The sequence below is a fragment of the Novosphingobium hassiacum genome (assembly GCF_014196055.1).
GTDB classification, from domain to species: Bacteria; Pseudomonadota; Alphaproteobacteria; order Sphingomonadales; family Sphingomonadaceae; genus Novosphingobium; species Novosphingobium hassiacum.
Genome location: NZ_JACICY010000007.1, coordinates 180738 through 206341, shown reverse-complemented (window position 1 = coordinate 206341; position 25604 = coordinate 180738). Strand labels below are relative to the sequence as shown.

Below are 25604 nucleotides of genomic sequence, written 5' to 3'. Positions count from 1 at the left end.
TCACGACGGGTTCATGCCCGGAGATGACGTTACAGGCAGTCCTTGCGCAATCGCGGCGCTGCGAGTGCCATAAGTATCGCGGAGACGAGATACAGCGCGAGCGAATAGAGCATCGAATATCTCAACGCATCCTGCCCATAGAATGGCGTTAAAGCGTCGGAAAGCGCGCCGAGCGCGAAGATGCCGCCGCCAAGGCCAATCAGGTTGTTGATCAGCAGGAACAGCGCCGATGCAGTCGAGCGGGCCGCGGGGACCACGAGCAACTGCACCGCCGATATCACCGGTCCAAGCCAGATATACGCCATCGCCTGCGGGATGACGAGGAACAGGAACGCCACTCCGGCACTCGAGCTGTAGATGCCAGCGGCAAACAATGGCACGCCGATGACGAACGCGGCGGCGGGGAGATAGGCGAGGAAAGCGCGGTCGCGGCTGCCCAGGCGATCGCCCAGCCAACCGCCGAGCAACATCCCCGACACGCCGCCGATCAGCAGCATCGCCCCGATGAAATGCGAGGTCTGCGTCAGATCGAGGCCGAAACTGCGCTGGAGCAGGCTGGGCAGCCAGAACGCAAGACCATAGCCGAGCATCGAGCTTGTCGCCGCTCCGAACGCGAGCAGCCAGAACGAGGGTTTGCGCGCAAGAGTACGGGCGATATCTGCGAAACGCGGTGCCGGTTCTGCAGATGCCATCACCGGCTTGGGCAGATCGCGCACGAGGAACTTGAACAGCGGGGCTATCGCCAGACCGGCAAGACCGACGACGAAAAATGCCGCCCGCCAGTCGACCATGAAAGCGATATACCCACCCGCCAGCACGCCCACTGCCGAGCCGAGCGGAATGCCCAGCGAATAGATCGACAGGGCGAATGCACGGCGATGGCTGGGGAAGTAGTCGGCAATCAGCGCATAAGAGGGCGCGACGCCGCCTGCTTCGCCTATGCCCACGCCCAGCCGGGCGAAGAAGATGTGCCAGAAGCCCTGCGCCAGTCCGCAAAGCGCGGTAAAGCCACTCCACAGACCGAGCGAGATGGTGATCACCCAGCTACGGCTGGTGCGGTCCGCGACCCAAGCGAGCGGTACGGCCAGCGTCGAATAGAGCATGGCGAAAGCCAGCCCGCCGAGCATCCCCAACTGGCTGTCGGACAAGCCCAGATCGCGCTGGATCGGACCGGCAAGGATGGCGAGGATCTGCCGGTCGACGAAATTGAACACATAGACCAGCAGCAACATCGCCAGAACGACGTTGGGTCGGCCTGGCAGCGGGATAGTTTGGGGCTTGGGTGCCATCTATACCGCCCAGGTTTGGAGAAAGGGTTCGAGTGCCATGAGCGCCGCAGGCTCGTCAAGGATCGGCGCATGGCCCCGGCCGGGCACTTCGCATGCGGTGAACGGGCCACTATGCCGTCTGCCCATCTCCGTGACGGTGGCAGCGGCAAGGAGGTCCGAGTGTCCCCCGCGCAGAACGAGCACCGGCATTTCCGCCAGCGCGTCCCACAGGGGCCACAGATCGGGCGGCAAAGTTGCGGGCTGCTCGCCTTGCGTGCTGGTGGCAATTGCCGGGTCATAGGCAAAGCGGATGCTGCCCTCCGGGGTCTTCTGGCAGGTCCGCCGCGCAAAGCTGAGCCAGTCCTGCGGACCGAGGTCCGGCAGCGCCTCTGCGTTGACGGCCGCACATCTCGCAGCCGCTTCGTCCCAGCTCGCTGCATCTTGCATGGGCCCGACATAACCCTGTATACGCGCCAGACCGGCTGCTTCGATCTGCGGACCGACGTCGTTGAGGACTATGCTGGTAACGCGATCAGGCTGCATAACTGCCATGACCATCGCGATCAGCCCACCCATCGACGTTCCGACCAGCCCCGCGCGCCCTACCCCCAGCCCGTCGAGCAGCGCGAACATATCTGCTGCGTAGATATCGGGCCGATAATTCGCCGGATCGCTGTCATAGTCCGACAGCCCCCGCCCGCGCTGGTCGGGCACGACCAGCCGGTAGTGCGGGGCGAGATGCTCGACCAGCGGTTCGAAGTCCGCGCTGTTCCGGGTCAGCCCGTGCATCAGCAAGAGCGGCGGTTTGTCGCCCCGATTGGCGACATCGTAGATCCGCGCAAAAAGCTCCAACCGGCCGCACGCGCTACGATAGCGGTGCGAGCGGAAAGAGATCGGCACGGCCCCCGGAGTGGCCTGATCGTGCGTCAAAAGCTGACAGTTGCAGTAACGAAGACCTGGCGTGGATTGCCGTAGTAGGCAGTCAGCGTGCCTTCGGTGCCCAGCGAAGCTACGGGCAGCCCGGTCACAGGGTTCGGGATGATCGCGCCCGTTGTCGGATTCACTGCGACGAAGGTGTAGCCCGAGGTCTTGTAACGCTTGTTGGTCAGGTTTTTGCCGTGCACGCCCAGCGTCCAGCGGCCATCGGGGGCGGCATAGACCAGATTGGCATCCCACAGTGTGTACCCGCGCTGGTCGAGGAACGGGTTGGGGATTTCGAACTGGTTGGTGGTGCTGCGGTACGAGAGCGTCGTGCCGAAGTTGACCGAGCCTTCACCGACGGGTGCCGAATATTCGAGCGTGCCGCTGGCGGTCCACCTGGGCGTGTTCTGCACCTTGCGGAACGCGGCGACATCGGTCGGCTTGCCACCGATGTTCGAGATGTACTGCTTGTACTTCGCGTCGATGTAACCCAGCGAACCGGACAGCGTGATTCGGTCACCGACGGCCGCCAGATCCTGCCCGAGGCGGGCACGGGTTTCGAATTCGACACCCTTGAAGGTGGCCTTGCCTGCGTTGGTTGTTACGCCGCAGAAGCTCGGCAGTCCGCCTACAGTACAGGCGACCGAGCCCGGGATCTGCACGTCGGTATAGTCGGCATAGAAGCCAGCCAGCGCGACATTGAGCGCGCCATCGAGCAGGCTGCCCTTGTATCCGGCCTCGTAGCTGTCGACCTTTTCGGGACGGAAGCTGAGGAACGAGGCGATTTCATCATCGCTGCGCACGCCGTTCTTGTCGAGGTCAGGCGCGTTCACGCCAACCCCGCGCGGATCGAAGCCGCCGCCCTTGAAGCCCTGCGAATAGCTGGCGTAAAGCGTGTGGTCAGGCGTCGGCTTGAATGCCACCGAAGCGCGCGGCGTGAATTTCTTGAAGGTCCGCTTGCCGGTGAAGTTCGTGCTCGGCGTCCCGAACGCAACCCCTGCGCCGCCGAAGACCGGCGAGCCGCCGCCAAGGTAGTTCTGGCGCAGGATCTGCGCTTCGCGCGTGTCACGCGTGTAACGCCCACCCACCGACAGGCTGAACTGATCGCTGAAATCGTACGTGAAGTCACCGAAGACCGCGAAAGTTTCGGTATCGACGGCGGCCTTGGTGAAAGCGGTCAGCCCGGCCAGCGTGTTGAAGATGCGCACGTCGAACAGCGTGTCTGCATTGGCCGCCAGATAGTACGCGCCGACCAGTCCTTTGAGCTTGTCATCCTCGTAGAGGATCTGGAATTCCTGGCTGGTCTGCTCGTTGAGATAGAGGCCCGGAACATCGACGTCTGCCGACGGCAGCGCGTCGAAATCGATCGGCGTTGCCGAGTTGTCCTTGCGCCAGGCGCTGATCGAACGCAGCGTGATCGTGTCGGTCAGTTCAGCCGTGACATTCATCGCAAGGCCGTAAGCCTCAATATCCTGGATTGGCGTGTTGAGCCCGCCGCGCGTGTCGAAGACGTTGTCCAGAACCGGCGCGTTGGTCTTCAGCGAGGGGATCAGGCGGTGTCCGCCGCGCGGATTGCTCTTGTCCTTGGTGTAGTCGCCCGAGACGCGGATCAGTACCGGTTCGCCATAGCCACCCAGTTCGACGGTACCGCGCGCGGCCCAAACGTCCTTGTTGTAGTTATCCAGGCCATTGGTCAGGTTCTTGCCAAAGCCGCCGCGCGTCAACCGCGCACCCGAGGCACCGATGCGCAGCAGGTCGCTGATCGGTGCGCTCACGGTGACCACGCCATCGGCCTGGTCATACGATCCGTAGGTGCCCTTGAGCTTCAGCGAGAAGTCCTGAGGCAGCTGGCGTGTAACGTACTTGATCGCGCCGCCAATGGTGTTGCGACCATAAAGCGTACCCTGCGGGCCGCGCAGAACTTCGATGCGTTCGACATCATAGATGTCGAGAACGGCAGCCTGCGGACGGTTGAGGTAGACGTCATCGAGATAGAGCCCGACGCCCTGCTCGAAGCCCGAAACCGGGTCCTGCTGGCCGACGCCGCGAATAAATGCGCTGAGCGTGGAGTTCGACCCGCGCGACACTTCGACGGTAGTGTTCGGCGTGGTCTGACCGATGTCGGTGATGTCGATCGCGCCGCTGCGCTCAAGCTGTGCGCCGCTGAACGCGGTCACCGCAATCGGCACATCGAGCAACTTTTCTTCGCGACGGCGCGCGGTGACCACGATCGCGCCATCATCTTCCGCGACGGCAGAAGCGTCAGCAGTTTCAGCGGTCTGTGTCTGTGCCTGTGCCGTGGCCGCGGTGGTGAAACTAAGTCCGGCTACAGCGATAACGGAAAACGCAGTGCTCTTCAGCAAATTCGGCATGCCCATGGCTTGATCCCCTCCGGCGGATAATTCGCCGTTGGGACCCCCCTAATGAAACATGAACCAACTTTCAATATGGTTCGTTTGCCACCCCCCGCTTAATCGGTTAGCTGTCACCTTATGAGCACATCCCGAGCATCCCCCAGCGGCACCAAGGCCCAGCCGGAGGCGCCTGCAGGCGCGGGGGCAGTTCGAGAAGGAAAGCAGCCGCGTACCGAGAGGGGGCGCAAAACCTTACGCAAGCTGCTCGATGCAGCGGCTCTCGAATTTGGCGAGAAGGGTTTTCACGAGTCGTCGATCACCGGCATCACTGCAAGAGCCGGCACGGCGCTGGGCACCTTTTATACCTATTTCGATAGCAAGAATGAAATCTTCCGCGCGCTCGTCAAGGACCTGAGCGATCATGTGCGGATCCACGCTGCGGCAAGGCAGAATGCCAGCAACACGGCGGTCGAAACCGAGCAGATGGCGCTCATGGCCTTTCTGCGGTTTGCGCGTGAGCACAAGGAAATCTACCGCATCATCGACGAGGCCGAGTTCGTCGATCCGGTCAGCTACCGCAGCCATTACGAATCGACCGCGCAGCGCATTTTCGAACGACTAAAGCGCGCCCGCGACAACGGCGAGTTTCAGGACGACCTGCATGAAGCCCACGCATGGGCGATCATGGGCATGAATGTCTTCCTCGGCCTTCGCTACAGCATCTGGTCCGACACCGAATCGGACGAGGAAGTCGCCGCAGTCGCCCGCTCGCTTCTCGAACGGGGCATCTTGCGACGAGATCCCTGACGCTTAATGGTCGGACCTCCAACCTTTGACCAACCCAGAAAACCTCGCGATAGTCCGGCTCCGGGTTACCCGAGCGCTTAGCTCAGTTGGTAGAGCATCTCATTTACACGGCGATGTGGTGCGGCCCTAGCTCCGCAGTAAAGCTTGGCTTTTCGGCTCTATCCAGATTTGTAGTCGGGACTATGTCGGGACTTTGCTAAACTTCGGCTTGTTTGGCTGAGGGTTAGTTAAGTGCGACCGCCCTGAATGCTGCAACTTGACCATTTTCAACGAGCGGGTATCCTAGCACTCCGACGGTGAACCTAGGATTTTCGTTCCGATTGGGAAGCACTTTATCCGGGTCAATGATCGCCACCATCCTTCGGTCAGGTCCATAGGGATCGATATAACATCGCCAACTTCGGTTCGTTTCGCCTTCAATCTTGGGCGCGTCAGCAGAAACATAGCTTAGCTGATGTTCTGCACCGTATTCATCGATGAAAATTTCACCCAGTCGATATATCCGACTTTCAAAGGCGGTATCGGTGTCTTCGGGCTCAGACTCTTCCGCGCCAGTGCCGCCCGCACTTCCGGCAGCTAGCTGGTCCTCTTCGAAACCGCTTAAGGTCAGACGAGGCCTCCGGGCAACCTCCCTGTTTTCCAGAAACTTAACCAATGGCATCATGTCACGTAGCACGGTCTCAGAAGCTTCGATTGTGATAATCATTGTTCTAGAGACGCCATGTTCCACCACAATTTCGGCAGCGCGTTCTGCCACCTTGCCCTTCGGCTTCTTCAAAGCGAGCAACAGAGCCAAGCCAAAACCCGCCATCCCTGCGATGTTACTTCCATGTTCGCTGACGGCCGCAAAAATGGCCCACATCGTGCCCGTACCTACTGACCGCAGCTCTAATATATCGGCAGACCCTAAGAAGCCTTCGTCATGGGCAAAGTGATCAATTGCCTCAAACAATCGTCCAACCTGCCCAGCTGGCAGTGGTTGGTTCGTTTCAAAGAAAAGAGCGATTTCGTTGGACGCTAGGTTTTTCGGGGGGTGAGACACGGAATCATCCAGCTGCTTACAAACTAACAAGCGAATGGAGATTATTGGTCTATGCCGCAAGTCTGACTATCGGCGAGCTCGACCCTCATTCGACTTGCTTTGCGCGTTACCCGCCGCCAGTTCGCTTGCTTCAAGCGCGTTGCGCACGTCGTCGTCCAGGACGTGGGCGTAAGGCAGAGTGGTTTCGATGCGCTGGTGCTTGAGGGCTTCTTTTGCTGCGGCGCGCGAGCCGGTGGCGCGGACGATGCGGATGCCGCGCGTGTGGCGCAAATCGTGGATTTCTTCGTCGGCAATCATGCAATTTGTGGGTTGGCGGCGCGGGGGTGGGGCACCCCCGTTCGTCGGAAACATCTAATGTTTCGCACCTGCCCTATTTGCTTGGCCGGACAGCCCAGAAATCCGCCATTCTCATGGTGCGAAATGAGAGCTCACCATGACCTAATCTTTCTGCCAAATCCATATCATGTCATTGATTTTAAATTGTTTGTCTAACCGGGAATGTTAGCCTCTCTATATAATGTCATTAGATCAATATTATGATATTGTTAGTTGTTTGCGACCCACACCCTTCATTCTTGTGCGGCATCCTCTCTCCTGGCTGAATTTTCGGCGACATTGCCGATCGCATCAACAGCAGGCTAGCAGCCATCGTGTGTTGCGGATTTATGCGCAGAGATGTCTTGGATTGGCGGTCGGGACTATGTCGGGACTCTAGGTGCCGATCTGTTCCGATTGGCTCCGTTTCGTTCCGCAAACACAGCGGTTGACGGCGCGCTAGAATGCCGTAAATGCGCCATTCCGCGAGAGCGGGCGCTTAGCTCAGTTGGTAGAGCATCTCGTTTACACCGAGAGGGTCGGCGGTTCGAGCCCGTCAGCGCCCACCATCCCTGATCTGCCCCACCACAGCATTCGGCTCATCGCGCCGTTAAGCCCTTGATAACCATGACCTGCAATTCTTGCGGGCATGGCAAATCGTCCGCTTCTTGTTATCGCGATGACCGCATTGCTCTCAGCGTGCACAGGCTCGCCCGATACACCGCAGCGCCGTGCTCCGCGCAACACCGGCGCATCGATCACGCAGACCCCGCAGGGCCGCGCCTGCCTCAGCAGCCTCGGCGCGACACAGGCCAACTTCACCCCGCTGCCCGACCAATATTACGGCGCGGGATGTTCGACGCTTGGCACCGTCAGGCTCGGCTGGCTCAAGGGCGACGAAGGCCGACTCGACGTAACCAACCTCGGTCCGCTGGCCTGCCCCGTTGCTGCATCGTTGCAAGGATGGGCACGCTTCGGCGTGGACCGCGCCGCGAGGCAGATTCTGGGCAGTCCGCTGGTCAGGATCGAGACGATGGGCAGTTATTCGTGCCGCAACGTCGCGGGCACGTCGCGACTGTCGGCCCATGCGACGGCAAATGCCGTGGATGTCGCGGCATTCCGGCTCGCCGATGGACGCCGCATCAGCATTCTCGATGACTGGAATTCACCATCGCCGCAGACCCGCGCGTTCCTGCGCACGGTCCGTGACAGCGCCTGCAAGCGGTTCGGCACAGTCCTGACGCCGGACTACAACGCCGCTCACCACAATCACCTGCATCTCGAACCGGGCGGGCTTCGCCCGCTCTGCCGCTGACGCGCAAGAAAAAGGCGGGAGTTGCCCCCCGCCCGTCTCAACGCCACGCAGATCAGCAAACGATCAGGCCGCAAGCTCCTCCAGCCCGGTCGCCTCGATCCGCAACCGCACCGCTTCGGCGGCATGGCGCGCGCCGAGCTTGCCCATCATCTTCATCCGGTGAATTTCCACGGTGCGCGGGCTGATATCGAGCTCGCGCGCGATCGCCTTGTTGCTGCAACCTTCTGCGAGTCGATCCAGCACTTCGCGCTCACGCGAACTGAGCCGCGCTATCCGCTGGCGCGCTTCTGCCGCACGCGCTCGCTGCGCGCGATAGGTATCAGCCTCACGCCCCGCACCGGCCACCGCTTCGTTCAGCGGCGCAATCTGCGAGGGCATTGCCAGATAATCGAGCGCCCCTGCCTTGATCGCACGGACCACCGCCGACGTTTCAGGCGCCTCGGAGATCGCGATCACCGGGAGCCAGTGCCCGGCATGCATCATCGCCGCGATCAGCCGGGGGATGCCTTCGCCCACGGGTTCGTCATGCGCCAGGACCAGCCCGGTCGAAGGTGCGTGCGTCAGCAGTTCCTCCGCGCTCGCATAGATTTCAGCGTGATGGCCTGCTGCGAACGCGAGGCGTGCGAGCTGTGCCCTGCGGGCGGAGTCACCATCGAGGATGTGGAGTGTTACACGATCTGCCATGGGTGGAGTTAACCACCCGGACGCCGGGTATGGCCACAGACGTTAGTTTCGGAATGAACCGAATAGAACCGCCAATGACCCGAAACTACAGGTTTTTCCTTAGGAGTTTCGCTTCGGGAACGGATCATTCCTTCGAGCGTTTCGGCGATCCATCGCTAAAATTGCACAAATCGCCGGACTTCCGTCGTACTTCGGGGGCACCAGCAAGGCGGCGTTAACCAAGACGCGCGCGCCGGTCGATCCGAATCTCGTTCAATTTCCGCCCGGTTGCTCGCCGTCCTGCTCGAACGAATAATCCGGAAGCGAATGGAACGCCTGGCGCAGCGCTTCGCTCCAGCTTGACGAGATTGCCTTGAAATACGGATCGCTCGCCAGGATCCTGCGCTGGTGCAGCGGCTCGTAATTGTCGCGCTCGAGCACCATCAGGTCGAACGGCAGACCTACCGACAGGTTTGCTGCCAGCGTCGAATCGAACGATACCATCAACAGCTTGACCGCGTCCTCGAAGCTCATCTTCGCGTCATAGCCGCGCAGCAGGATGGGCCGTCCGTACTTGGTCTCACCGATCTGGAAGAACGGCGTGTCGAAGCTCGCCTCGATGAAGTTGCCCTCGGGATAGATCATGAACAGCCGTGGCTCCATGTCCTTGATCTGACCCGCAACGATGATCGAGGCGGTGAACCGCGGCCCCTCGCTCTGCATTCCGCCTTCGCGCCGCCCTTCGATCACCCCTCGCAGGAGATTGCCGACCAGCGTGGCGACTTGAAACATCGTCGGCGCTTCGAGGATGGATGGCCGCCGGTCGCTCGGCGCCTTGTTGCGTTCCTCCAGTTGCGAGATCACCGCCTGCGTCGTGGCAAGGTTGCCGGCGGTCATAATCGCGATCTGCCGCTCGCCTGGGACCGACCAGTTGAACATCTTGCGGAATACAGAAATGTTGTCGACGCCGGAGTTGGTGCGGGTGTCGCTCATCAGGACGAGCCCCTTGTCCAGCACCATACCTACGCAATACGTCATCGCCCCACCCCGATCGTTATCGCCTCGCTTGCTGCGCCGGATGGCGTCGAGTTCACGCGCGCTGGCGTCACCCATGCCGACTGGCGGCGCTACTGTTCCACACGCTGCTGCTCCACGGCAAGCTTGACGTGCATCGATTCATCACGCGCACCGTGCGTTATCCCCGTTATCGGTGCGGCATCGCGGTAATCGCGGCCCGTCGCCACGCGGACATAGCGCGAATCCGGGCTTATGCCGTTGGATATGTCGAACCCGACCCAGCCGAGTCCTTCGACATGGGCTTCGGCCCAGGCATGGCCGGCATCCTGCTCGACCCGGTCGTCCATATACAGGTAGCCGCTGACATAACGCGCGGGAATGCCGAGCGAACGGGCCGCGCCGATGAACACGTGCGCGTGATCCTGACATACGCCGTGCCCCAGCGCGAGCACGCCTTCGGCAGTGGTCGACGAGTCGGTATAGCCCGAGGCATATTCCACACGTTCGCGGATCGATGCCGAAAGCCCATGCAGGGTCGCCAGAGGGTTGGCTTCGGTCGTCAGCGAAGAAACCAGACCGCGCATCTTCGCGCCAGTCCGGGTCAGATCGGTCTGTTCGAGAAACTGCCACATCGGCATGAAGCCCGAATGCCGCCCGATGATGCCCGACTGGTCGTTGGTGTCGATCATCCCGTGGCAGCGGATCGTCACCTCGCGCGTCCCGGTATCGAACGAGATCAGTGATACGTGGTTGTTGTTGGGATCGTCGTATTCGACCTGCAATTGCGCGCCGTCGAACTCCATCTTCCATTCGAGCACGCGCTGTCCCGCCGAACCCTTCGGCGTCAACCGCAACCGCTGCAGCCCGCGTGAAACAGGGCCAGAAAAGACGTAGTGCGTGGTGTGATCGACCGCGATACGCATGAAACAAGGGGCCTATTCGGTAAAGCGATAGTCACGCTGAATCTGCAGCGCGAGCGCGGTGTTGGCGCGGATGAACTTGCCGATGAATTCGTGCAGGCCCTGCTCGAAGATGCCCTCGATCGTGGCCTGATGAAACTGGCAGTCGGCATCGCGCAGGATTTCATGGCAGTGCATCTCGTTGCCATATTCGCGCGCCAGACTGGCCAGGTTCGAGCGCAGCTTGGAATAGCAGAATGCCAGGCTGCGCGGGAAGCGCCCATCGAGGATCAGGAACTCCGCGATACCGCGCGGGTCCATGCGTCCGGCGTTAAGCCAGCGATAGGCGCGTTCGCCCGCGACCGATCGCAGCACGTTTTCCCACTGCACGTTGTCGAGGCTGGTGCCGACATAGGATACCGAAGGCAGCAGCACATAGTACTTCACGTCGAGGATGCGCGCCGTGTTGTCGGCCCGCTCGATGAAGCTGCCCATCCGCGCGAAATTGTAGATCTCGTTGCGCAGCATGGTGCCTTCCATCGCACCACGCACTTGCGTCGACTGGCGACGGACGAGGTCGAGCACATCGCCCAGCCGCGTTTCGGGCACAGGCCGCGCCAGCGCCTCCTTCAGGCGCATCCAGCCATCGTTAACCGATTCCCACACCTCGCGGGTAATACCGCCGCGCACCATGCGCGCGTTGGTGCGCGCTTCCTCGGTCATCGCCAGCACGCTGCCCGGATTGTCGCGGTCGCGCAGGATGAAGTTGAACACGTGGGGGCCGGTATATTCCTTGCCGTGCCGCGCCTCGAACGCGCGGCGCAAGCCCAGCGTCACGATCAGCGAACGCCATTCGTCCGACGCATCGGAGGCATCGCGGGTCAGCGCCATGCGGAAGCCCGCCTCGATCAGGCGCGAAATGTTCTCGGCCCGCTCGAGATAGCGGAACAGCCAGAACATGCCGTTTGCGGATCTGCCTAACATGGGAGTTTCTCGGGCATCAGTCGTCCAGTACCCAGCTGTCCTTGGTGCCGCCGCCCTGCGACGAATTCACCACAAGCGATCCCTTCTTGAGCGCAACCCGTGTCAGCCCGCCCGGCGTGATATCGATCCCGTTGGGGCTGACCAGCACGAACGGCCGCAGATCGACATGGCGCGGCGCGAGGCCTGCCCGCGTCAGGATCGGCACGGTGGAAAGCGACAACGTTGGCTGAGCAATGTAATTTTCGGGTCGCGCGCGCAGCTTGGCCTCGAACGCGGCCAGTTCCTTCTTCGAAGACGTCGGCCCGATCAGCATACCGTAGCCGCCAGAGCCATGGACTTCCTTGACGACAAGGTCCGCCAGATTGTCGAGCACGTATTTGAGCGCCTCGGCCTCCGAACAGCGCCATGTCGGCACGTTCTGGAGAATCGGCTTTTCGCCGGTGTAGAACTCGACGATCTCGGGCATGAACGAATAGATCGCCTTGTCGTCGGCGATGCCGGTCCCCGGCGCGTTCGCAATGGTAATCCCGCCGCCGCGATAGACATCCATGATTCCGGGCACGCCCAACACGCTGCCCGGATTGAATGTCAGCGGGTCGAGGTATTCGTCATCGACCCGGCGATAGAGCACGTCGATCGGCTGGTATCCGCGCGTGGTGCGCATCGCGATGCGGCCGTTTTCAACGCGCAGATCGCTGCCCTCGACCAGTTCCGCACCCATCTGGTCCGCCAGAAAGGCATGCTCGAAATAGGCCGAATTGTAGATGCCCGGCGTCAGCACCGCGACGACCGGGGTGTTGCTCTTGCATGCAGGTGGTGCGCAGGCGGCAAGGCTGCGGGCCAGCCGTCGAGGATAGTCCGACACTTCGCGCACCCGCACGCGGGTGAACAGTTCCGGAAACATCGCCATCATCGTCTCGCGGTTCTCCAGCATGTAGGAGACCCCCGAGGGCGTGCGGGCGTTGTCTTCCAGCACCATGAAATCGTCTTCGCCCGTGCGGACAAGGTCGATCCCGACGATATGCGTGTAGACCCCGCCGGGCGGCGTGAAGCCGACCATTTCGGGCAGGAACGCGACGTTGCCTTTCAGCAGTCGCGCAGGCAGCCGGCCCGACCGCACGATTTCCTGCCGATGATACAGATCATGCAGGAACGCGTTGAGCGCCCGCACGCGCTGATCGATCCCGCGCGACAGCTTGCGCCACTGCTGTGCGGTGACGATGCGCGGCACCATGTCGAACGGGATTAGCCGTTCCTCGGCGTCTTCATTGCCATAGACGTTGAAGGTGATGCCGGTGCGGCGGAAAAACGCTTCGGCCTCACTGCCCTTGCGTCGCAAAAGGTCCGGCGTCTGCTCGTCATGCCATTGGCAATATCCCGCATAAGCAGGCCGCACCGATCCATCGGCATTGAGCATCTCATCGTAAGATGAGGGCAAGGGTTTTGTCATTGGCACATCCCGTTCGCTGCCAAAGCTTGCACAACGGATCGGGTTTGCCAAGCGCGCGAATATTGCACTTGCGAAATAAATCGGGACATCTGTCCGGAAACGCGGGTTTGCGGCTTAGTAAGCCGCAATCAACCGGTTAACCATCCCGGCAACGTCGGGGTGCGCGGCAAAGCCCAGATGCGTGCAACGCATCGGGATCGCAAGATCACGCTCGCCCTTGCGACCGCAGGCCGATCGCGGTGAGACAATCCCGTCGCGTGCGCTCCACAGGGCTACTGTCGGCACCGGCGGCTTGGCCGACATCTCCGTGCCAATGGGCGGCTCGTCGACCGAATGCCCCGCGATCAGTTGATAGGCGCGCCAAGCGTTGTTCGCGCGGCGGTTACCTGAAAACGGCGTGCCCATCGTAACCACCAGCCGCACCGCTTCGGGATGCATCCGCGCCACTTCGCGCGCGAAGATACCGCCAAGGCTCCAGCCGACCAGCACCAGAGGCTCGCCTTCCTTGCGTGCCATCGCCACCACGCGCTCGCACAGCCGCTCGAAACGCTCCTCGCTCGGCCCGAAGTTGAAGCCAAGGCCCCAGTCGCTCACGCGATGCCCGGCCGCTTCAAGCACGCGGCCCAGCGGCTTCATCCTTGCAGGATGCGTGCCGAACCCCGGCAGCAGCATGACCGGACGCGAGGCGACCGCAGGCTCAGCCGCCACGCGCGGACGCCGCGTTGCCTGCCAGTGCTCGACCGGTGTCCGCAACTCACCCAGCAGCCGCTCCCAAGCAGGACCGCGCGGGCCGTCCGGCCGCGGCTGAAACGCCAACGCGTGCCGCCGCGCTATCTCATCGCGCAGCACGACGAGCCGAGCCATGGCCTGGCCCTTTTCGTTCATTGCAGGAGCGTGCCGGAACATCATCGTCATTGCCTGCGCCCTTTCGGCCTAACCGCCGATGAACGCCAGCCTTAGTGAATTGTTTCATATTTGCGTCAAGAACCAACCGAGGCCTTCACTTCATCGCCCCGGCACTCGCCCACCCGCTTCGACGCCAGCGACATCGCCATATCCATCGACTTGCCGTTGGGCGCGGTGCCCTTCATGTCCATCGTCATGTCGTAGTTGTCGCCGCTATATGTCCCGGCCAGGTTCATCTTGGCCGCGCCCATGCCGGCATCACCTTCACCCTTGCAGGTCATCGCGGCATCGATCTTGCCGTCGCCCATCACGAACTTGTCGTAACGACACTGTTCACCTTGCTGCCCGAAGAACGATCCGTCCGGCTTTTCCGCCTGTTCCTTGGTCAGGCAACTGGTGAACGTGCGGCTCTGCCCCAACATCTGCTGCATCTGCCCCTTTGCCTCGGGCGGCATTCCCTCGATGTCGAAGCGAGTGAACTTCATCGTCAGTTCCCACCGCCCGGGGTTGAGCTTCATTCCCGCATCGGCGACCTTCTTGGCCACGGTCGCGGTCGAAGCATTCTTTTCATCGACCGCCTTGTCGTCTCCGCACGCCGAAAGCGCGACGGCCAGCATCACCGCATAAACTCCACGCATCTCACACTCCCGTCATCGTATCGGGAAAAATCTATCAGCACCGCGCCAAAGTACCAATGCGCGATGTCACTGCGGTTGCAGGGCCGCGTTTTGTTCCCCATATCCGGGCCATGGCCGAACTCGTTATCCGCAGGGGGCTCGAAGAGCCCGATACGTCAGGCACGTTCGTGCCACACCGCCCCGCCCGCCCCGACAAGATCGAGGGCCATCGCCCGTTCAAGGTTGTCTCCGAATACCAGCCCGCAGGCGACCAGCCCACCGCTATCGCCGACCTTGTCGCCGCGACGCGCGAAGGCGACCAGACGCAGGTGCTGCTCGGCGTCACCGGCTCGGGCAAGACCTTCACGATGGCCAAGGTGATCGAGGAGTTGCAGCGCCCCGCGTTGATCCTTGCCCCCAACAAGATCCTCGCGGCCCAGCTCTACGGCGAGATGAAGAGCTTCTTCCCCGAAAACGCGGTGGAATACTTCGTCTCCTACTACGACTATTACCAGCCCGAAGCCTACGTGCCCCGGTCCGACACCTACATCGAGAAGGAAAGCTCGACCAACGAGGCGATCGACCGGATGCGCCATTCGGCCACGCGGTCCCTGCTCGAACGCGATGACGTGATCATCGTCGCCTCGGTCTCGTGCATCTACGGCATCGGCTCGGTCGAGACCTACTCGGCGATGATCTTCGACCTCAAGGTCGGGCAATCGGTCGACAGCGGCGAACTGATCCGCAAGCTCGTCGCGCTCCAGTACAAGCGCAACGATACCGGCTTCGGTCGCGGAAACTTTCGTGTGCGCGGCGACAATCTCGAAATCTTCCCCTCGCACTACGACGACACCGCCTGGCGCATCAGCTTCTTCGGCGACGAGGTCGAGTCGATCGCCGAATTCGATCCGCTCACTGGCAAGTCGGCGGCGAAGCTCGACAACGTCCGCGTCTACGCCAATTCGCACTACGTCACCCCCGGCCCGACGATGCAGCAGGCCGCACAGGCCATCCGCTTCGAGCTGACCGAACGGCTCAAGGAACTCGAGATCGAGGGCAAGCTGCTCGAAGCCCAGCGGCTCGAACAACGCACCAACTTCGATCTTGAGATGATCGCAGCCACGGGCAGTTGCGCCGGGATCGAAAACTACAGCCGCTTCCTGACAGGCCGCCTTCCCGGCGAACCACCGCCGACGCTGTTCGAATATCTGCCCGACAATTGCCTGCTGTTCCTCGACGAAAGCCACCAGACCGTGCCGCAGATCGGCGCGATGGCGCGGGGCGATCACCGCCGCAAGTTGACGCTGGCCGAATACGGCTTCCGCCTGCCCAGTTGTATCGACAACCGCCCGTTGCGCTTCAACGAATGGGACGCGATGCGCCCGCAGACCATCGCGGTTTCGGCCACGCCTGCCTCATGGGAGATGGAGCAGGCAGGCGGCGTCTTCGCCGAACAGGTCATCCGCCCGACCGGCCTCATCGACCCACCGGTATTCATCCGCCCGGTCGAGGATCAGGTTCAGGACTGCATCAACGAATGCAAGCTGGTCGCCGCGCAAGGCTACCGCACGCTCGTCACCACGCTGACCAAGCGCATGGCCGAAGACCTCACCGAATTCATGCACGAAGCGGGCCTGCGCGTGCGCTACATGCACTCCGACGTCGAAACGCTCGAACGCATCGAGCTGATCCGCGACTTGCGGTTGGGTGTCTATGACGTGCTGGTGGGCATCAACCTCCTGCGCGAAGGCCTCGACATCCCCGAATGCGGCCTCGTCTGCATTCTCGATGCCGACAAGGAAGGCTTCCTGCGCTCCGAAACCTCACTGATCCAGACCATCGGCCGCGCCGCGCGCAACATCGACGGCCGCGTGATCCTCTACGCCGACCGCATGACCGGCAGCATGGAACGCGCCATCGCCGAAACCGACCGCCGCCGCACGCGGCAGGAAGCGTTCAACGAACTCCACGGCATTACCCCCACCACGATCAAGCGCGACATCCACAACATCGTCGCCGACACCGCCAGCCGCGACGGCGTACTCGTCGACATCGACGATAAGGGCGTCAACAACCTCGTCGGCCACAACCTGCGCGGCTACATCGAAGACCTCGAAAAGCGCATGCGCAATGCAGCGGCGGACTTGGAATTCGAAGAAGCCGGACGGTTGCGCGACGAGATCAGGCGGCTGGAGGCAACGGAACTCGGGCTTCCGGCGAGCGAGCACAAGGCGCCGATCGTGGGGCGTAGCAACGAGGGTAAGCCGGGCACGCGCAAGACGCGGTATGGGAAAAGCCAGAAGACGAAGTGGGGGAAGTGATGGTTTATTTTCAATATCTAAGTGATTGAAATATCACCACACTCCTAAACGGTTTACAAAATTCCCCAAGAATAACAAATTGAGCGCCGGATTCGACGGTCTTGCATTCCTAGTTTTTGACGCATTAATGGGAGGCTGCTCAGGAGAACTGCAGCCATGATCGTCAGCATTGCCAACAAGGAAACCGAGGCCATCTGGCTTGGTCAGCGGAGCCGCAAGCTGCCTGCCGACATCCAAGGCCGCGCCCTTGCCAAGCTGGCTATGCTCGACGCCGCAACCGATCTCGACGACCTCAGAAACCCGCCCAGCAACCGCCTTCACGAACTGAAGCACGACCGCGCGGGCCAACATTCCATTTCCATTAACAAACAATGGCGCATATGCTTCGTCTGGAATGACGGAAATGCCCACGATGTCGAAATCACCGATTACCACTGATGGCGAATGGCTCCACAATCCACACGCAGGCGAACTGCTCGTGTCGGAATTCATGGAGCCATTGGAGCTGGAATCGGCCGCGTTAGCCTCGGCCATAGGTATCGACGACGCGCGCCTGTCAACCGTGATCGCTGGAACGTCGCGGATCGACGGCGAACTTGATCTTCGCTTGGCTCGCTACTTTCGCATGTCGGAGGGCTTCTTCTTGCGCCTGCAGGACCAGTACGAGATCCGTGAAGCCAAGCGCGCGCTAAATGGTGATCTTGACCGGATTGTGCCGCGCGCTGCTTGATCCCGTGAAACTGCTCACCGCCACCATCTTCGCGCTAACCCTCGCCGCGTGTTCCAAAACGCCCGTCCCGCCGACCCGCGAAGGCGCGCCTGACAACGCGGTGCGCCTGTCACTCCCTCAGGTCGAGGCTCTTCCCGGCATCAAGGACGAGCAATCGCAGCCCACATGGGCCGCATCGCCTGACGGCATGTCGGCGCGCTTCGGGCACCCCGGCGAACAGCCGTTGGTCTCGGTCGCGTGCCGCGCGGGCGTGTTCGAGGTGACCCGCCACGCCTATGCCCCGGTCGGCGCGCAGGCGCTTTTCGCGCTGGTGGGGAGTGAAGGCATCATGCGCCTGCCGGTCGACGCCACGGCGATCCCCGGCCAACGCGGCTACTTGTGGCAGGGCACGCTTGCGGCAGACGACCCGCGCGTCAAAGTGCTCGGCGGCGCGTACACCGGCACGCTTCCGGGCGCGGGCAAGATCACCGTTTCAGCAGGTGCCCCGATGCGTGAAGTGATCGCGCAATGCCGCCGCTCGGCGCCGACCGCTGCGCCCGAACCAGTGGCGCCATCATCGGCCGTTGACTAGAAACGCCGTTCGTGTCGAGCGTAGTCGAGACACCGTGCGCAGTGTCTCGACTACGCTCGACACGAACGGGTAAGATTAACGCCCTCAAATCTTGCCGAACTTCGCCTCATAAGCAGCCGCATCGCCGCTCGCCAGCAATCGCGCCTGCTCCACCCAGTTATCGCGCGTCGCCCTGCCGGCAAACGAGCCCAGTTGCGCGTCGATCCGCGCTATGTCCTCGTCGGTCCAGGCCGCAATCTGCGCATAGCTGGTCACGCCGAGCGATCCCAGCAACGCCTTCAGCTTGGGTCCGACACCCTTGATCCGCCCAAGGTCATCGCCGCCGCTTGGAGCAGCAGCCACAGGCGTGGCCTCGCTGACCTCCTCAGCCGCCGCAAACGCCACGACCTCGCCGATCCCGGCCATCGTGCCCACGCCCGGCGGCGGCGTAACCAGCGCGGCTGCGCTTGGCGCATCGATCAGCGCGCTGTTCCGTGCTGCCGGAGCGCTGCCTTCGGACAGGACGTCGGTGTATTCGCGCGTGATCGGCTTGCTGCTCCGGCGGGCAAAGACCCACCACGCCACGAACACGATCAGCAGGACGATCCCCGCCAGCACGATCTGATTGGACTCGATCATTTCAAGCATGACAAACCCCTGGATAAATCACGTGACCTGCTGTTTCCGGAACAGCATGCGGTCGTCGTGGTCGAATGAACGGAACCACAGCATCGTGCCATAGATAGCCAGAATTGCCGGGATTCCCAATGACAGCTCGGCCCATTCGGGCAGCAGCGTCACGGTGACGCCCACAGCTGCGGCCGGTAGGACGGCCCAAGCCAGCCCCCAGCGCCAATTGCTGATGCTGTGCCCCAGTATTTTGGCCAGCACCCGCGACTTGACGAACGACGCCAGACCCAGCGACACGACCAGCGCCAGCGCTGCAGCCGCCGCGATATACATCGGATCCCACCCGGCATTGCGCGCGATCAGGATGAAGCCGATGGTCAGCACCAGCTGCAACCCGATCGTCGCGAGGCTGATCCACAAGTTGCGCATCCGCGCGAGGTAGACCAGCGCCGCTTCGCTTACCACCGCCTTGGACGCGACCACTTCGGCCAGCAGCAGGAACACCAGCGCCGCCGTCCCCGAAACGAACGCGGGCCCGCCCAAGCCCATCAGCCCCTCGCCCGGGATGCCGAGCGCCATGGCAATGCCGATCTGTGCGGCCGTGATCCAGAAGCCCACCTGGCACACCTGCTTGGCGATCGCCGTGTAATCCTTGTCCTTGACGCTGCGCGTGATGACCGGCCCCAGTACCGGCTCGAAACTGGTCTTCAGCTTCTGCGGCAGCGAGGCGAACTGCTGGGCGAAGTAGTAGATTCCCAGCGGCGCCTCGCCCACGAAGAAGCGCAGGATGAACACGTCGAGCTTGCGCGTGCCCCACTCCACCGCGTCAGCGCCCGCCAGCGGGAAGTTGCGCTTGGCGATCTGCCACAGCAGGCCCGGGCGCGGCTCCCATGCCTTGGGCAGGCCATAGGACCGCACCAGCGAAAACAGCGCCACCGCCGTCGCCCCCCAGATCGACAGCAGATAGGCAAGGCTCAGGCCCGATGCCGGCCAGATCATCCAGAACACGCCTGCGCCAATAGAAATCGTCCACGGCTCGACGATCGAGCGCGCCCGCACCGTCGTTGCCACATCGAAGCGATAGGCCAGTGCCGCCAGAGCGAGATCGCCCAGCGCAAGGCCGGGTATCGCCAGCACCAGCAGCCGGTCGGCAAGCGTGAAGTTGCCGCTCGGGTACATCGATTCCGGAAAGGCATAGATCGCTGCGCCCATGCCGAGCGACAGCCCCAGCGCCAGCAGCACCGCATCGCCCACCGTATTGGCGGGATGCTGATGATCCTCGGCCAGTCGCTGCGCCAGTCCCCGCTTCTGACCGAGCGTCGCAAGCATCCCCGCAAATTCGACCATGACCAGCGCCGAGGCAAAGCGGCCCATGGCGGGCGCGCCGTAGAACCGGCTGGCGATGATCAGGAACGGAATGCGCGCCAGCAGGCGCAGCAAAAAACCGAGCAGGTTGGTACGCCCGCCCTTGGCAAGCGCTGCGATATCCTGCTGTCCGGAAGCTGGAGGCGTATCAGCCAAGCGCGTTTTCCGCCTTCAGCGGACGCGCCAGCAAGCTGCCGACAACCTCGCGCGCCGGCGCAGAGCCGTCGAGCAACGCCACCACCGCATCGACGATCGGCATCGAGATCCCGCGCGACCGGGCAAGTTCGGCCAGCACCGGCGCGGTAAACGCGCCCTCGGCCACCGTCGCCGCACCGCCCAGAACGTCTGCCGCACCCGCGCCTTCACCGAGCGCCTTGCCGAGCGAGAAGTTGCGACTGGAAGTGGAGGAACAGGTCAGCACAAGGTCTCCCAAACCCGACAAGCCCGACAAGGTTTCCGCCTTTGCCCCAAGGGCCAGCCCGAAGCGCTGCATTTCGGCAAAGCCCCGACTGATAAGCGCCGCACGCGCATTCTGCCCAAGCTGCAATCCTTCCACGACCCCGCAGGCAATCGCCAGCACGTTCTTGACCGCGCCACCAATCTCGGCCCCGGTAACGTCGTCCGAATAATAGGGCCTGAACGCAGGCCGTGCGATCGCTGCCGACAGCCGCTGCCACTGCGTCTCGCCGCCCGCGCAGGCCAACGTAACCGCAGTCGGCAGCCCCGCCGCAACCTCATGCGCGAATGTCGGCCCGGACAGCACTGCAAGCTCTGCACCCGATGCCGCATCGCGCGCGACATCGGCCATCAGCCGCCCCGTCCCCGCCTCGATGCCCTTGGAGCACAGCACCACATCGCCGCCATCGCGCCCGATCCCGCCCAGCACGCGCGCCAGATGCTGCGCAGGCGTCACCAGTAGAAGCACCGGAACAGCGGCGAGGTCGGCCAGATCACCGGTCGCGCGGATCGAAGCGTTGAGCTGCGTCGACGGAAGAAACAGGCCGTTGCGCCGCTCGCCATTGATCTGCGCCACCAGCTCCGGCTCACGCGCCCACAGCAGGACCTCGCGACCGTCGCTCGACAGCATCTGCGCCAGTGCCGTGCCCCAGGCTCCCGCGCCGACGACGCCAACTTGCAAGGTCATGCCTTCACCCCCGCACCACGCACCGGCGCGGCGTTATCATCAAGCGGCCAGCGCGGCCGCGCCACCACATCGAGCGCATCGACATATCCCAGAGCGAACCGCTCAGCGCCAGCCCAACCGATCATCGCGGCATTGTCTGTGCACAGTTTCGGCGGCGGCGCGACCAGCGGAAGCCCGTGCGAACCTGCCAGCGTCTCAAGGCTACCGCGCAAGGCTGCATTGGCAGCAACTCCGCCCGCGACGACCAGCGCCGTCATGCCAGCAGATGCCGCGCCAAGCGCAATCCGCGTCCGGTCAATCACGCAGTCGATCGCCGCCTGCTGGAACGAGGCCGCAATGTCCGCATCGGCATGAACGCCCGCATCCTTGGCCCGCATCACCGCGCTTTTTAGCCCCGCGAACGAGAAATGCACTTCCCCGCTTCCCACCAGCGGACGCGGCAGGCGTACTGCGCGCGCGTCACCTTCGCGCGCCATGCGCTCGACCGCAGGCCCACCGGGATAGCCCAGCCCGAGGATCTTGGCGGTCTTGTCGAACGCCTCGCCCAGCGCATCGTCGATCGTCGTTGCCAGCCGTCGGTACTGCCCGACGCCCGCAACCTCCAGAATCTGGCAATGCCCGCCCGATACCAGCAGCAGCAGATAGGGATAGTGCAGTGCCGGATCGGCCAGCCGCGGCGAAAGCGCGTGGCCCTCCAGATGGTTGACCGCGATAAGCGGCTTGTCCGCTGCCATCGCCAGCGCCTTGCCCGTGACCAGACCGACCATCACGCCGCCGATCAGCCCCGGCCCCGCCGTCGCGGCAATCGCGTCCATATCGCCAAGCGACATGCCCGCATCGCCCAGCACCGCCTCGATCATCGGAGCCAGTACCTCGACATGCGCGCGCGCCGCGATCTCGGGCACCACGCCGCCATAGGGACGGTGCGCTTCATCCTGCGAGGCGATGCGCTGCGCCACGATCCGCGCAGTCAGCGTCGTGCCATTGCTGTCGATCACCGCCGCTGCGGTTTCATCGCAACTGGATTCTATGCCAAGGATCAGCGCCATCAGGCGCTTTCCTCTAGAGATAATCCCGTTTACGGCAAGCGGCGCATGACAAGTCCCCTGCCCGAACGGCCCCTGAAGCTCGGCACCCGCCGCTCCCCACTCGCCATGGCGCAAGCCTGTGAGGCGCGCGCGCGCCTCTGCAACGCGCATGGCTGGCCCGAAAGCGCGGTCGAACTCGTCCCCGTCACCGCCAGTGGCGACCGCATTCAGGACCGCCCTCTTGCCGACATCGGCGGCAAGGCGCTCTGGACCAAGGAACTCGACGCCTGGCTTATCTCGGGCGAGATCGACTTTGCGGTCCATTCGATGAAGGACGTCGAGACGGTCCGCCCTGAACAATTCATCATTGCCGCCGTTCTTCCGCGCGCCGACGTGCGCGACGTGCTGGTTGGCGCGGCCTCCATCCATGCCATCCCCCCCGGCGCGCGCGTCGGCACCAGCGCCCCGCGCCGAGCCGCGCTCATGCTCCACGCAAGGCCGGATCTGACGATCGTCGGCTTTCGCGGCAACGTCGCCACGCGCCTCGCCAAGCTGCAGACAGGTGAGGCCGACGTCACCCTGCTCGCCGCCGCTGGCCTCGAACGCCTCGGCGAAACCGGCGTCGGCCACCCGCTGTCCGAACACGAGTGGCTCCCCGCCCCCGCCCAAGGTGCGATCGGCATCGAGTGCCTGTCCTCGCGCGACGATCTGCGCCACTGGCTTTCCGCCATCGACGACACCCCCAGCCACGACGCGATCCGCGCCGAACGGGCATTGCTGCTCGCGCTCGGCGGCAATTGCCACAGCCCGATTGCGGTCCTGACCACCACCGACGGCACCACGCTAACCCTGCGCGCCGCGATCTACAGCCCCGATGGTGCCGAGCGTGTCGAGGACAGCGAAAGCTTCGCCCCGCGCAACGCCGACGCCCCCGCGCGCCTTGCCCATCGCCTGCTTGAGGCAGCCCCCGAGGCAATCCGCGTCCACTTCAGCGGCACATGACCGCCCCGCTGCCACTCGTCGTCATCCGCCCCGAACCGGGCAACGCCGCCACGCTCGCCGCCGCGCGCAACAGGGGTCTCAGCGCACACCGCTACCCGATGTTCGACGTCGTCCCCATCGCCTGGAAAGCGCCCTCTGGGTGCTTCGCCGCGATCCTCGCCGGCAGCGCGAACGTGTTTCGCCACGGCGGCCCGCAACTCGACGAACTCAGGCCCATCCCTGTCATCGCAGTCGGCGCAACCACTGCCGAGGCCGCGCGCAACGCCGGGTTTACCGTCAAACAGACCGGCGAGGGCGGACTGCAACCGTTGGTCGCAACACTCGCGCCCGGCGAATACCTTCGCCTGGCCGGCCAAGATCACGTGCATCTCTCCCCGCCCGCAGGCGTCCGAATCTCCACCCAGATCGTCTACGCCGCGCTGGCCCGCCCTGTCGCGCCAGCCCTCGCAACGCTCCTGACCGAACCGGCAGTCGTCCTGCTCCACTCGGGCGAGGCCGCGCGCCATTTCCGCGCTGAATGCGAACGCATTGAAGTTTCAAAAGAAAATATCTATCTCGCGTGCCTCGCCCCGCGTATCGCCGAACACGCTGGAGCGGGCTGGGCAGGCGTCTGCGTTTCGGCATCAAGGACCGATACGGACTTGCTGGAACTGGCCGCAACAATGTGCGACAGAGTGTGACTTAGGGGCGACAGGACAAGCAAAAACGTATGCAGGACTACGGGGAAAGCACGCGCGCGACCACGCAACGCCGCGGCGTACGCGGGCGGACCGTCGCGGCCATCGTCGCGGCTTGCCTGCTGGCTGGCGCTGCCGGCACAGCGTGGCTCGGCTGGCGCAACGGGTTGTTCGCAGTCGATATTTCCGAGGGCGTACCGCAACTGGTCACCGCCCCCACGCCAACCCCCACGCCAACGGCCGTCCCAGTGCTCGATACCGCCGCGCAGGCGCAACTGTCCGAAGCCTCGACCAAGGTCGCCATGCTCGAACAGCGCCTTGCCGAACTCAACCAACAAGCCATCGCCACATCGGGCAACGCCACCCGCGCCGAATCCCTGCTGCTCGCCTTCGCCGCCCGCCGCGCGATCGAGCGCGGCCAACCGCTCGGCTGGATCGAGATGCAATTGCGCGCCCGCTTCGGCGCGACCCAGGGCGCAGCGGTCGACCGCATCGTCGCCGCCAGCGCTGCACCGGTCACGCTCAACCAGCTAAGCGAACAGTTCGAACTGCTCAGCCCCGAACTCACCGGCGGCGCAACCAGCGAAGGCACATGGGACTGGCTCGGCCGTCAGGTATCCAGCCTGTTCGTCGTCCGCCACGACGACATGCCCTCCCCCACCCCCGAAAGCCGCCTCACCCGCACCCGCGCCTACATCTCCGGCGGCAAGATCGAAGCCGCTACCGCCGAAGTAGAACGCCTCCCCGGCAACGCCGTCGCCGCCGACTGGCTGGCCAAAGCGAGGGATTACACTTCAGTCCAGCGGGCGCTTGACCAACTGGAAGCTGCGGCGTTGATGGGCGCGCAGCCGGTCGCCGAGCCGAGTGTTGCGCCGACGGTTGAGGCTGGACCGGCTGCTGAGGCGTCTGAAGGGGCGGTTTGATGGCGGTATTGTCCCCTATTTGGCCTTGGCGATTAGAAACGGACTATCCGCACACGACGCCATTGCGGACGTGGCTGCTTCCCCACCTTATGACGCGTTACTGTAGCTGAGCGCCGCAACAAAGGCTATGTGCTGCAAATGGAAGCGAGTTCCTTACCTACAGATCGCGCCAGCGCAGATGACGGGGACTTCTATGTTGAGGCGGACTGCTGCCTCCTGTGCGGCGTGCCCGAAGATGTCGCGCCAGAGATTTTTCACACGGGCGAGCATCAGTGCGCGATAGTTCGGCAACCCTGTTCGCTAGATGAGATCGATCAGACTATACGCGCGATGTGGTCGAGCGAAGTGGACTGTGTCCGCTATCGAGGTCGAGATGTGATCATGCTCGAAAGGCTGGCACGAGCGGGAATGGCCAACCAAGCAGATTATGGCCAGTCAGCGACCGCGCCTATACGTCTGCGAGATAGGGTGAGCTTCGAGATGGCGGAAGGCACGAGCCTTGTGGCGTCCGTTCGGATCGCTAGCGAACTCCGCGCTGACATGCGTGCCAAGGGCAATAAGGTCCTGCCCGCCATGCTAGGAAAGCAGTCCGTTTGGGTCTCTTGGTTTCAGAACCACTTTCACCGCGTGCGCTTTGCCGATGCGGGTCAAGGACAGTTCGTTGCGCGTCTAGGAC

Annotated in this window: 25 protein-coding genes and 1 tRNA gene; 10 read left to right on the top strand and 16 right to left on the bottom strand. The window is 63.1% G+C overall.

Annotation, left to right across the window (positions count from 1 at the left end; genetic code table 11):
* Nucleotides 1-29 precede the first annotated feature (29 nt).
* The 3 genes from GGQ88_RS14995 to GGQ88_RS14985 are packed head-to-tail and all read right to left on the bottom strand — an operon-like array spanning nucleotide 30 to nucleotide 4567.
* Nucleotides 30-1289, bottom strand: coding sequence for a spinster family MFS transporter (locus tag GGQ88_RS14995; protein ID WP_183614249.1), 1260 nt, complete (start codon nucleotides 1287-1289; stop codon nucleotides 30-32).
* Nucleotides 1290-2198, bottom strand: a complete 909-nt coding sequence (locus GGQ88_RS14990; RefSeq protein WP_221214690.1) for an alpha/beta fold hydrolase — start codon at nucleotides 2196-2198, stop codon at nucleotides 1290-1292.
* Entirely contained in the window at nucleotides 2195-4567 is a 2373-nt protein-coding gene (locus tag GGQ88_RS14985; protein WP_246386051.1) for a TonB-dependent receptor, read from the bottom strand. The genes GGQ88_RS14990 and GGQ88_RS14985 overlap by 4 nt, the downstream gene beginning before the upstream one ends.
* 114 nt (nucleotides 4568-4681) lie before the next feature.
* On the opposite strand from GGQ88_RS14985, the gene GGQ88_RS14980 reads away from it, so the two are divergent.
* Complete coding sequence (locus GGQ88_RS14980; protein WP_183614248.1) at nucleotides 4682-5350, top strand: TetR/AcrR family transcriptional regulator; 669 nt, start codon at nucleotides 4682-4684, stop codon at nucleotides 5348-5350.
* 223 nt (nucleotides 5351-5573) lie between these two features.
* On the opposite strand, the gene GGQ88_RS14975 is transcribed toward GGQ88_RS14980, so the two are convergent.
* Complete coding sequence (locus GGQ88_RS14975; RefSeq protein WP_183614247.1) at nucleotides 5574-6392, bottom strand: hypothetical protein; 819 nt, start codon at nucleotides 6390-6392, stop codon at nucleotides 5574-5576.
* 66 nt (nucleotides 6393-6458) lie between these two features.
* Nucleotides 6459-6689, bottom strand: a complete 231-nt coding sequence (locus GGQ88_RS14970) for a hypothetical protein (protein WP_246386049.1) — start codon at nucleotides 6687-6689, stop codon at nucleotides 6459-6461.
* 511 nt (nucleotides 6690-7200) lie between these two features.
* Between GGQ88_RS14970 and GGQ88_RS14965 the strand changes: the two genes are divergently transcribed.
* Both GGQ88_RS14965 and GGQ88_RS14960 read left to right on the top strand, forming a co-directional pair.
* Nucleotides 7201-7276, top strand: a tRNA-Val gene (locus GGQ88_RS14965).
* A gap of 110 nt (nucleotides 7277-7386) precedes the next feature.
* On the top strand, nucleotides 7387-8022 hold the full coding sequence (locus GGQ88_RS14960; RefSeq protein ID WP_343057230.1) for an extensin family protein: 636 nt from the start codon (nucleotides 7387-7389) through the stop codon (nucleotides 8020-8022).
* 63 nt (nucleotides 8023-8085) lie between these two features.
* On the opposite strand, the gene GGQ88_RS14955 is transcribed toward GGQ88_RS14960, so the two are convergent.
* From GGQ88_RS14955 to GGQ88_RS14925, 7 genes are all read right to left on the bottom strand, one after another.
* Complete coding sequence (locus GGQ88_RS14955; RefSeq protein WP_183614245.1) at nucleotides 8086-8706, bottom strand: response regulator transcription factor; 621 nt, start codon at nucleotides 8704-8706, stop codon at nucleotides 8086-8088.
* Nucleotides 8707-8958: 252 nt separating this feature from the next.
* Nucleotides 8959-9723 carry a proteasome-type protease gene (locus GGQ88_RS14950; protein WP_183614315.1) on the bottom strand — a complete coding sequence of 255 codons (765 nt, stop codon included), beginning with the start codon at nucleotides 9721-9723 and terminating at the stop codon, nucleotides 8959-8961.
* Between the two features lie 89 nt (nucleotides 9724-9812).
* Complete coding sequence (locus GGQ88_RS14945) at nucleotides 9813-10625, bottom strand: transglutaminase family protein (protein WP_183614244.1); 813 nt, start codon at nucleotides 10623-10625, stop codon at nucleotides 9813-9815.
* 12 nt (nucleotides 10626-10637) lie between these two features.
* Nucleotides 10638-11585 carry an alpha-E domain-containing protein gene (locus GGQ88_RS14940; protein WP_183614243.1) on the bottom strand — a complete coding sequence of 316 codons (948 nt, stop codon included), beginning with the start codon at nucleotides 11583-11585 and terminating at the stop codon, nucleotides 10638-10640.
* A 16-nt stretch (nucleotides 11586-11601) separates the two neighbouring features.
* Nucleotides 11602-13035 (bottom strand): circularly permuted type 2 ATP-grasp protein, encoded by a 1434-nt coding sequence (locus GGQ88_RS14935; protein ID WP_183614242.1) that lies wholly within the window; start codon nucleotides 13033-13035, stop codon nucleotides 11602-11604.
* Nucleotides 13036-13149: 114 nt separating this feature from the next.
* Nucleotides 13150-13941, bottom strand: a complete 792-nt coding sequence (locus GGQ88_RS14930; protein WP_425490452.1) for an esterase/lipase family protein — start codon at nucleotides 13939-13941, stop codon at nucleotides 13150-13152.
* Nucleotides 13942-14015: 74 nt separating this feature from the next.
* Complete coding sequence (locus tag GGQ88_RS14925; RefSeq protein ID WP_183614241.1) at nucleotides 14016-14579, bottom strand: DUF3617 domain-containing protein; 564 nt, start codon at nucleotides 14577-14579, stop codon at nucleotides 14016-14018.
* Nucleotides 14580-14689: 110 nt separating this feature from the next.
* Between GGQ88_RS14925 and uvrB the strand changes: the two genes are divergently transcribed.
* From uvrB to GGQ88_RS14905, 4 genes are all read left to right on the top strand, one after another.
* Nucleotides 14690-16879 (top strand): excinuclease ABC subunit UvrB, encoded by a 2190-nt coding sequence (gene uvrB, locus GGQ88_RS14920; RefSeq protein ID WP_183614240.1) that lies wholly within the window; start codon nucleotides 14690-14692, stop codon nucleotides 16877-16879.
* Between the two features lie 156 nt (nucleotides 16880-17035).
* Entirely contained in the window at nucleotides 17036-17317 is a 282-nt protein-coding gene (locus GGQ88_RS14915; protein WP_183614239.1) for a type II toxin-antitoxin system RelE/ParE family toxin, read from the top strand.
* Entirely contained in the window at nucleotides 17292-17609 is a 318-nt protein-coding gene (locus tag GGQ88_RS14910) for a HigA family addiction module antitoxin (protein WP_183614238.1), read from the top strand. The genes GGQ88_RS14915 and GGQ88_RS14910 overlap by 26 nt, the downstream gene beginning before the upstream one ends.
* Nucleotides 17572-18180: a hypothetical protein gene (locus GGQ88_RS14905; RefSeq protein ID WP_183614237.1), complete on the top strand. Its 609-nt coding sequence runs from the start codon at nucleotides 17572-17574 to the stop codon at nucleotides 18178-18180. Before GGQ88_RS14910 ends, GGQ88_RS14905 begins: the two co-directional genes overlap by 38 nt.
* Nucleotides 18181-18264: 84 nt before the next feature.
* Here the strand turns inward: GGQ88_RS14905 and GGQ88_RS14900 are convergent, their stop codons facing one another.
* The 4 genes from GGQ88_RS14900 to tsaD are packed head-to-tail and all read right to left on the bottom strand — an operon-like array spanning nucleotide 18265 to nucleotide 22347.
* Complete coding sequence (locus GGQ88_RS14900; protein WP_183614236.1) at nucleotides 18265-18807, bottom strand: hypothetical protein; 543 nt, start codon at nucleotides 18805-18807, stop codon at nucleotides 18265-18267.
* A gap of 18 nt (nucleotides 18808-18825) precedes the next feature.
* Nucleotides 18826-20310, bottom strand: coding sequence for a lipopolysaccharide biosynthesis protein (locus GGQ88_RS14895; RefSeq protein WP_183614235.1), 1485 nt, complete (start codon nucleotides 20308-20310; stop codon nucleotides 18826-18828).
* Nucleotides 20303-21298: an NAD(P)H-dependent glycerol-3-phosphate dehydrogenase gene (locus tag GGQ88_RS14890; protein ID WP_183614234.1), complete on the bottom strand. Its 996-nt coding sequence runs from the start codon at nucleotides 21296-21298 to the stop codon at nucleotides 20303-20305. The genes GGQ88_RS14895 and GGQ88_RS14890 overlap by 8 nt, the downstream gene beginning before the upstream one ends.
* Nucleotides 21295-22347, bottom strand: a complete 1053-nt coding sequence (tsaD, locus tag GGQ88_RS14885; RefSeq protein WP_183614233.1) for a tRNA (adenosine(37)-N6)-threonylcarbamoyltransferase complex transferase subunit TsaD — start codon at nucleotides 22345-22347, stop codon at nucleotides 21295-21297. The genes GGQ88_RS14890 and tsaD overlap by 4 nt, the downstream gene beginning before the upstream one ends.
* A 45-nt stretch (nucleotides 22348-22392) precedes the next feature.
* Here tsaD and hemC point away from each other — a divergent pair, with 45 nt between their 5' ends.
* Genes hemC through GGQ88_RS14870 form a run of 3 tightly spaced genes read left to right on the top strand, consistent with a single transcriptional unit; the run spans nucleotide 22393 to nucleotide 24928 of the window.
* Complete coding sequence (gene hemC / locus GGQ88_RS14880; protein WP_183614232.1) at nucleotides 22393-23328, top strand: hydroxymethylbilane synthase; 936 nt, start codon at nucleotides 22393-22395, stop codon at nucleotides 23326-23328.
* Complete coding sequence (locus tag GGQ88_RS14875; protein ID WP_183614231.1) at nucleotides 23325-24008, top strand: uroporphyrinogen-III synthase; 684 nt, start codon at nucleotides 23325-23327, stop codon at nucleotides 24006-24008. The genes hemC and GGQ88_RS14875 overlap by 4 nt, the downstream gene beginning before the upstream one ends.
* A 29-nt stretch (nucleotides 24009-24037) precedes the next feature.
* Nucleotides 24038-24928: a mitofilin family membrane protein gene (locus GGQ88_RS14870; RefSeq protein WP_183614230.1), complete on the top strand. Its 891-nt coding sequence runs from the start codon at nucleotides 24038-24040 to the stop codon at nucleotides 24926-24928.
* The last annotated feature ends 676 nt before the right edge of the window (nucleotides 24929-25604 follow it).